This window comes from Streptomyces sp. PA03-6a (assembly GCF_033792765.1).
GTDB lineage: Bacteria > Actinomycetota > Actinomycetes > Streptomycetales > Streptomycetaceae > Actinacidiphila.
The window spans coordinates 1-7,332 of the sequence record NZ_JARAVK010000350.1 but is presented as its reverse complement, the minus strand read 5'-3'; the positions used below and the strand labels follow the sequence as shown (position 1 = coordinate 7,332).

Annotated in this window: 11 protein-coding genes and 1 pseudogene; 7 read left to right on the top strand and 5 right to left on the bottom strand. The window is 75.0% G+C overall.

The genetic code is table 11. The annotated features are described in order from the left end of the window. Positions 1 to 73: 73 nt before the first annotated feature. Positions 74 to 932 (top strand): annotated as a pseudogene (locus PV350_RS42570) (cytochrome P450); the annotation flags it as partial. A gap of 87 nt (positions 933 to 1,019) precedes the next feature. On the opposite strand, the gene PV350_RS42565 reads toward PV350_RS42570, so the two are convergent. Continuing rightward, a complete protein-coding gene (locus tag PV350_RS42565) occupies positions 1,020 to 1,415 on the bottom strand; it encodes a nuclear transport factor 2 family protein (RefSeq protein ID WP_499516863.1) in 396 nt (131 codons plus the stop codon). Between the two features lie 258 nt (positions 1,416 to 1,673). Here PV350_RS42565 and PV350_RS42560 point away from each other — a divergent pair, with 258 nt between their 5' ends. After that, entirely contained in the window at positions 1,674 to 3,032 is a 1,359-nt protein-coding gene (locus PV350_RS42560; RefSeq protein WP_500338749.1) for a transaminase, read from the top strand. A gap of 5 nt (positions 3,033 to 3,037) precedes the next feature. Then, entirely contained in the window at positions 3,038 to 3,478 is a 441-nt protein-coding gene (locus PV350_RS42555; protein WP_500338747.1) for an Lrp/AsnC family transcriptional regulator, read from the top strand. Between the two features lie 13 nt (positions 3,479 to 3,491). Here PV350_RS42555 and PV350_RS42550 read toward each other — a convergent pair whose 3' ends face one another. Next, positions 3,492 to 3,713, bottom strand: coding sequence for a S1 domain-containing protein (locus PV350_RS42550; protein WP_499512378.1), 222 nt, complete (start codon positions 3,711 to 3,713; stop codon positions 3,492 to 3,494). A 150-nt stretch (positions 3,714 to 3,863) separates the two neighbouring features. Between PV350_RS42550 and PV350_RS42545 the strand changes: the two genes are divergently transcribed. From PV350_RS42545 to PV350_RS42535, 3 genes are read left to right on the top strand one after another with little or no spacing between them, the layout of a single operon-like run. After that, a complete protein-coding gene (locus PV350_RS42545) occupies positions 3,864 to 4,271 on the top strand; it encodes a hypothetical protein (protein WP_500338746.1) in 408 nt (135 codons plus the stop codon). Continuing rightward, on the top strand, positions 4,271 to 4,918 hold the full coding sequence (locus PV350_RS42540; RefSeq protein ID WP_500338744.1) for an RNA polymerase sigma factor: 648 nt from the start codon (positions 4,271 to 4,273) through the stop codon (positions 4,916 to 4,918). Before PV350_RS42545 ends, PV350_RS42540 begins: the two co-directional genes overlap by 1 nt. A gap of 11 nt (positions 4,919 to 4,929) precedes the next feature. Next, positions 4,930 to 5,673 carry a hypothetical protein gene (locus PV350_RS42535; protein ID WP_500338742.1) on the top strand — a complete coding sequence of 248 codons (744 nt, stop codon included), beginning with the start codon at positions 4,930 to 4,932 and terminating at the stop codon, positions 5,671 to 5,673. Between the two features lie 22 nt (positions 5,674 to 5,695). Here the strand turns inward: PV350_RS42535 and PV350_RS42530 are convergent, their stop codons facing one another. Beyond that, positions 5,696 to 5,995, bottom strand: coding sequence for a hypothetical protein (locus tag PV350_RS42530; RefSeq protein ID WP_499512372.1), 300 nt, complete (start codon positions 5,993 to 5,995; stop codon positions 5,696 to 5,698). 6 nt (positions 5,996 to 6,001) lie between these two features. Here PV350_RS42530 and PV350_RS42525 point away from each other — a divergent pair, with 6 nt between their 5' ends. Then, positions 6,002 to 6,124: a hypothetical protein gene (locus PV350_RS42525; protein WP_499512371.1), complete on the top strand. Its 123-nt coding sequence runs from the start codon at positions 6,002 to 6,004 to the stop codon at positions 6,122 to 6,124. A 109-nt stretch (positions 6,125 to 6,233) separates the two neighbouring features. On the opposite strand, the gene PV350_RS42520 is transcribed toward PV350_RS42525, so the two are convergent. Both PV350_RS42520 and PV350_RS42515 read right to left on the bottom strand, forming a co-directional pair. Next, entirely contained in the window at positions 6,234 to 6,704 is a 471-nt protein-coding gene (locus PV350_RS42520; RefSeq protein WP_500338740.1) for a hypothetical protein, read from the bottom strand. A gap of 75 nt (positions 6,705 to 6,779) precedes the next feature. Continuing rightward, positions 6,780 to 7,332 (bottom strand): hypothetical protein (locus PV350_RS42515; protein ID WP_500338739.1); only part of this gene is annotated, 553 nt, incomplete at its 5' end.

The following is a 7,332-nucleotide window of genomic DNA, read 5'->3' as shown; positions in this document are numbered from 1 at the left end:
GCAGCGGCGCGGGCCGAGTTGCCATGGACGACATCGTGGCGTGCGCCCGCGGGCGCACGCCACGATGTCGTCCATGGCAACTCGGCCCGCGCCGCTGCGCCTTGACCCGCTCGGCCGCGACCAGCACGGGGAGAACGCCGCCCTGCGCGCCCTCGGCCCGGTCGCGCGCGTCGAGCTCCCCGGTGGTGTCCCCGCCTGGGCGGTCACGCGCCACGACCTGCTGCAGGAACTGCCGGCGGATCCCCGCACGGCCAAGGACCCCCGCCACTGGCGCGCCCTCGCCGAGGGCGAGGTCCCCGAGGGCTGGCCGCTGATCACCTTCGTGACCGTGCCGGGCATGATGACCGCGGACGGCGCAGCGCCACCGGGCCGCAGGACGTCGTCGTCGCCGACCGGCGCGCGCTGTACGGGATCATGGCCGAGCTCGCCGCCGCCCGCCGCGCCGTCCCCGGCGACGACCTGACCAGCGGCCTGATCGCGGCGCACGAGGACGGCGAGCGGCTCGGCGAGGCCGAGGTCACCGGCACCATGCTGCAGATCCTCGTGGCCGGGCACGTCACCACCCTCAACCTGATCACCAACGCCGTACGGGCGCTGCTCGACCACCCCGGGCAGCTGGACCTCGTCCGGTCGGGCGGGCGAGCTGGGGCGCGGTCGTCGAGGAGACCCCGCGCTGGGACTCGCCCGTGGGCCGGTTCCCGCTGCGCTACGCGGTCGAGGACATCCCGGTCGGGGACACCGTCATCCCCCGGGGCGACGCCTTCCTCGCCTCCTACGCCGCGGCCGGACGCGATCCGGAGCGGCACGGCCCCGACGCCGACCGCTTCGACGTCACCCGCCCCGCCGGCCGCCACCTCACCTTCGGGTACGGGCCGCACTTCTGCCCGGGCGCCGCGCTGGCCCGCCTGGAAGCGGCCGTCGCGCCCCGGAGAAGTGGAGCCGCTGCGGTCGATGGTGAGCAACAGCGTGCGGGTCTTCCCCGTCACGGCGTGAGACCGGGCCCCGGGGCGCCTGCCCGCTCAGGACCAGAAGCGGTTGGCGGCGTCGAGGTCGCCCACGCACTCGTCCAGGTCCGTGATCCGGTCGCCGACGATCCGGAACACGATGCCGCCGGGCTGGTCGAGGTAGCCGCCCCCGCGCTCGGCCGTGAGGTGGTGGAGGGACATCGCGTGGCCCCGGCCGTCGACGAGCACCTGCCGCAACTGGACCCGCATGCTGCCGTCGGTCTCCTCGGCGAGCCTGCGGTAGTAGCCGATGATCTCGTCCCGGCCCTTGTAGTGACCGGCGAGCGGATGGTCGCCGGGGGAGTGGTGGGCCGCGTCCCCGGCCAGCAGCCCTGCCAGCGCGTCCATGTCGCTCCGGGTGAGCGCCGCGTACACCTTGTGGACCAGCATGGCGTGCGGGTGTCCCGCCATGGCCATCGCCGCCTTTCCCTGCCGTCCGTCCACCGACCGACACCAGCCACCCTGGCACCGGTCCCCGGCGGGCGCACCCGCTGCGGCCGTGACGGATCGCAGGCCGGGCCGCCGACGCCGCCCCGCAGGTGTGCGTGGCCCTCGCGCTGACCATCGGATGGGGATTCGATAGCTCGCGTGATCGAATCTGGCGCTGGAGGATGGATCGGCAATGGAATCACGCGTATGGTCGGAGCCGTCCGTCGCCGAGGAGGCCCCATGTCCGTCGACCGCACCCGCCTGAAGGAACTGCTCGCCCGGGAGACCGCCGAGGCCGCCGCCCGCAACCCGAAGTCGCGGGCCGCGTACGAGGCCGCCGACCACCTCTTCGGCCGGGTGCCGATGACCTGGATGAACAAGAACGCGGGAGCCTTCCCCCGCTACCTCGCCGGTGCCCGCGGCGCCCGTGTGACCGACATCGACGGCCACGAGTACGTCGACTTCTGCCTCGGCGACACCGGCGCCATGGCCGGGCACTCCCCGGAGCCCGTCGCCGCGGCGATCGAGCGCCGCTACCGCGAGCAGGGCGGCGCCACGGCGATGCTCCCCACCGAGGACGCCGAGTGGGTGGGCGCCGAACTGGCCCGCCGCTTCGGGCTGCCCCGCTGGTCGTACTCGCTGACGGCCACCGACGCCAACCGCTGGGCGATCCGGCTCGCCCGGGCCGTCACCGGACGGCCGAAGATCCTCTTCAACAGCTACTGCTACCACGGCAGCGTCGACGAGTCCCTGATCGTCACCGGCCCCGGCGGGCGCGGCGGGGCGAGCCGCCCCGGCAACGTCGGAGCGCCCTGCGACGTCACGCTGACCAGCCGCGTCGCGGAGTTCAACGACCTGGAGGGCCTGGAACGGGAGCTCGCCCACGGGGACGTGGCCGCCGTCCTGATGGAGCCCGCCCTCACCAACATCGGGATCGTGCTGCCCGAGCCCGGTTACCTGGCGGGCGTCCGCGAGATCACCCGCCGGTACGGCGTCCTGCTGATCAACGACGAGACCCACACCTTCTCCGCGGGGCCGGGCGGCGCCACCGCCGCCTGGAACCTCGACCCCGACGTCCTCACCATCGGCAAGGCCATCGCCGGCGGCGTACCGGCCGGTGCCTACGGCCTCTCCGCCGACCTCGCCGACCGCCTCCTGTCCCGCGGCGACCTCGACCTGGTCGACATGGGCGGCGTCGGCGGCACCCTCGCGGGCAACGCCCTGTCCGTCGCCGCCATGCGCGCCACCCTCGAACACGTCCTCACCGACGAGGCGTTCACCGGCATGTCCGCCCTCGCCGCCCGCTTCGAGCGGGGCGTCGCCGACGCCGTCGCCGCGCGCGGCCTGCCCTGGTCCGTCAGCCGCCTCGGCGCCCGTACGGAATACCGCTTCGCCGCGCCGGCGCCGCGCGACGGCACCGAGTCGGCGGCCGTCTCCGACCCCGAGCTGGAGGACTTCCTGCACCTGTGGCTGGCCAACCGCGGCATCCTCATGACGCCGTTCCACAACATGGCCCTGATGTGCCCGGCCACCACCGAGGCCGACGTCGACACCCACACCGCCCTCTTCGCCGGTGCGCTGGCCGAACTGGCAGGCTGAGCCCCGTGGACGACATCGACCGCGCCATCCTCCGTGAACTCCAGACCGACGGCCGCATCCCCTACGCGGACCTCGGCCCGAAGGTCGGGCTCTCCCCGTCCGCCGCCCGCCAGCGCCTGCAGCGGCTCATGGACGGCAAGGTCGTGCAGGTCGTGGGCGTCACCGACCCCATGGCCATGGGCGGGCAGGCGATGGCACTGCTCGGCGTCCGCGTGGACGGCGACCCGCGCGCGGTCGCGGACACGCTCGCCGCCCGGGGCGAGGTCGTCTACGCGGTCCTCACCGCCGGGCCCTACGCCCTGTTCGCCGAGGTCGTCTGCCCGGGCCCGTCCGACCTGCTGGACTTCGTCAACGACGTCGTCAGGGCCGTCGAAGGGGTCGCGGGGGTGGACACCTTCCCGTACTTCGGCATCCACACCCACCGCTTCCTGTGGGACGTGGGCTGACCCGCGGGCCCGGTCAGCCCTTCGGGACGACGCGCAGGGCGCGGTAGTCGTACCCGTCCTGCGCGAATCCGGGCGCCTCCCACTCCAGGGCCACCGACTGGCCGGCGGACAGGGTGCGGAAGCCGTTCATCTCGATGTCGCTGTAGTGGGCGAAGCACCCCCCGGGCGTCTCGGGGCAGTCCAGCACGCCCCAGCCCTCTTCCTCGTACCACTCGCGTACGGTCGCGTTCGCCATGCCCGCAGCCTAAGCGCGTCCGCGCCACGGGGCGCCGCCGCCTGCGCCGCCCGGTGTAACGCTTTCGCGGCGCGCCGCGCCCCACTCAGTAGCCACACGCGTCACACGCGGACGGGGACGACGGAGCGAAGGGGCACGATGAAGCAGGGCGTGAGCAATCCACCGGCGACGGTTCTGGGTCCTCGTCTCGCCGCGGATGTCGTGTCCATGGCCAGGGAGGGCTCCCGTGTCAGGCTCGACTACTCCCCGGCCAGCCTCGGCCTGGTCGACCGCGTCATCGAGGCGATCCGCGGCGAGCAGCCGCCCCTCCAGGCCGTCACCCCCACGCTCCGCGGCTTCGGCGCCTACACGGGCGAGGTGCTGGTCCGCACCGCCGGAGCGACCTGGGTGGACTTCGACCAGGAGCAGCGGGATACATTCGGCCAGCCGTTCGGTATCCGGACGCCCGACGGACGGGTGTGGAACCCGCTGGGCAAGGCCGTCAAGCGCTACGAGAACGGGCCGGTGGACAGCCTGCGCCTCTTCTGCCTCTCCGTGGCGGGCCGGGCCGAGGGGTGATGCCCGCCGCGCCGCGGCGCGGCGGGCGGCGGCACGGGGCCGACGAGCACGAAGAGGACGCAGTGGGGAAGGCGGAGGTCCGCCGGCGCGGCCGGATGGGCGAGGAGGAACTGGGCGACGCGGTCCGGCGGGCCCGCGCCGGCGACGAGACCGCGTTCGGCGCCCTCTACCGGGAGGTCCATCCGATGCTGCTGGGCTACCTGCACGGCCTGGTCGGCGACGACGCCGAGGACGTGGCCTCCGAGACCTGGCACGACGTCGTACGGGACCTGCGTGGCTTCCGCGGCGGCGGCCAGGCCTTCCGTGGCTGGGCCGCCACCATCGCACGGCACCGGGCCCTGGACCACCTCCGCCGGGCCAGGGCCCGTCCGCGCACCGCGCCCCTGGAGGAACGCACCGCCGAGCCCTCGACCCTCGAGGACGCCGGAGGCACCGCCCTGGAGAACCTGTCCACGCGGCGCGCGCTCGAACTGATCGCGGCCCTGCCGCAGGACCAGGCCGAGGCCGTACTGCTGCGGGTCGTGGTCGGGCTCAACGCCCCCGCCGCGGCCAAGGTCCTCGGCAAGCGCCCGGGAGCGGTGCGGACCGCCGCCCACCGGGGCCTGAAACGCCTCGCGGAGCGCCTCGACGGCGCCATGGAGAAGTGACGGACTGACGGATGAGGAACAGCCGAGCACACGACGACCGGATGGACGCGGCCCTGGCCGAGCGCCTCCTCGACGCGGACCGCAGCGCGGCCGGCGACGACCCGGCGGACGCCCTCGCACGCCTGCTCACGGCCGCCGCGGCACCGCTGCCGGGCGACCCCGAACGTGAGCGCGCCGTGCTGGCGGCCTTCCGGGAGGCCCGGTCCGCCACGAGCGGCGGCCACGGCCGGAGGCGGGCCCGCCGCGCCCGGTCCGCCCGGCGCACCAGGGCGGCGCTCGGCGGACTCGCCGCGGCCTTCGCCCTCGGCGGGGTGGCCGTGGCCGCGCAGACCGGCTCGCTCCCCGGCCCCTTCCACCCGGGCACGGCCGGACCCCGGCCGGTGTCGCCCGCGCCGTCCTCCGCTCCCGCGGGCCCTGGCGGCGGCACACGCACCACGTCCCCGCGCGGCCCGCACGGCACCACCACCACGCCCACGACCCCGCTCACGACCCCGCCCGTCCCGTCACGCGGCCCGCACGCCTCGGTGCCCCCGCTCGCCGCGCCCACGGACGCCGGGCTGAAGGGACTGTGCCAGACGTACGTCAAGGCCGCCGAGCACCACAAGAGCGTCAACGCCTCGACCCTGGCCCGGCTGGAACGCGCGGCCGGCGACGCCGCCGCCGTACCCGCCTATTGCGCCGGGCTCACCGGCGCCCCCGAGGTCACGGCTCCGCCGGTCCGCCCGGAGACCCCGGAGGGGAACCGCCGCCGCTGACCGCGCGGGGCCCGACGGGCCCTCAGCCCCACACCGAGCGGACGCCGTTGACCAGGTTGACGACCGTCCCCAGCACCAGGAACCAGCCGAAGCAGAGGTAGACCCGCCCCACGGTCCGGTCGCCCCGCGCCGGCGAGGACGCCGGACCGGGCGCCGGAGCGGATTCCACGCGCACCGGCTCGTCGGGGGCGAGCAGGCCCCGCGCCGCGCGGCGCCACACGCGGCCCGCCCGTATGAGCACGATCGCCACGAGGCAGCAGAACGCAGCCGTCTGGAAGTAGGTGCCAGGTGATGCCAATTGCGCCGAGGCGTAGCTCTGCATGAACGCGTGACCTTCCAGGATTCCGGACGCGCCGGACCGCACACCGGCCTGCCCGTACCGACGGGCGAAGCGGTCGAGGACGGCCCGGCCGGCGATCTCGGCGGAGAGCCGTACGCGGCCATCTTGTGATGATCCGCAACGCAGGTCAACACCCTCCGGCCGCCCGAAGAAAGGCGGACCGCACGGCGGAGCGGAAAGTGAGGAATCGCCCTATCCGCGCACCCCTTCCGGGAGCCGGTCAGAGGCAGCCGACGCAGTACAGGGTGTGGCCCGCCGCCCGTGCCCGCCGGGCCAGTCCGACGAACAGCCGCGCGCACTCCTCGGCCTCCTGGCGGTCCCCGAAGCGGACCTCCTCGATGTTTTCCCAGCGCGCGGCGATCCCCGGCAGGGCCTCGTCGCCGACCGCTGCGAGCGTGTCCCGCCAGTCCTCCGGTATCTCCTCGATCAGCAGCCCCGGCTCCGCGTGCCACTGCGCCGGATCGGGCCACACCGGCTCGGGTCCGTCGGCCCCGGCCTCGAACCCGGTCCCCCGCGCGTAGGCGACCAGTTGCCCGAGCACGACGACCGGATCCAGGCCCTTCATCTCGAACCAGTCGGCCCCGGCCTCGTCGAGCCGCCACCAGGGATACCCGCGCCGGTCCGGCCCGACCGCCCAGTCGATCGCCGTGCCGCGGTCGGTGGTGTGGAAGTAGTCGTACCGCACGCCCATCGCGCACCCCCCTGCCGTGTCCTTGTGCCACCACCAGTGGAGCAGACGCCACTGCCAACCGGCCCGGTCGGCCGATCAGCCGATCAGCCCGAACGCCGTCCGCGCCTCGGCCTCGGGGTCGGTCAGCTGCGACCCGGCGTCGGACATGAGGCGTCGGGCCTCGGCGGCACCCCCGGCGGAGAAGTTCGCCCGGGTCCATGCCGTGGCATCCCCGTCCGGCTCCCACGATGTGTCGCCCACCCGGGCGGGCGCCGAGGCCGGCGACACCGTCACCACGCCCAGGGTGACGACCCCGTCCAGCGCGGTCACGCCGTCGCCCTTCCGTACGTAGTGCCCGCACCAGGCCGCCAGGCCCACCCGCAGCCCGCCGCCGGCACGGCGGATCTCGATCACCCGCTCGGTGCAGAAGCCGTGCGGCACGGACCCGTCCTCCCCGCGCAGTTCGGTATCGCCGAGCGGGCCCGCCGGGTCCGCCGTCAGATACCGGTCCACCACGGGCCGCACCGCCCGTTCCAGCCCGGGATCGACCTCCGGCGCCCCCGGAACGGCCTGCCAGTACAGGACACTTCCGGCCACCGTCGCGAGCCCGACACCGCCCAGCGCCACCCCGAGCCGCCGTCCCCGCCCC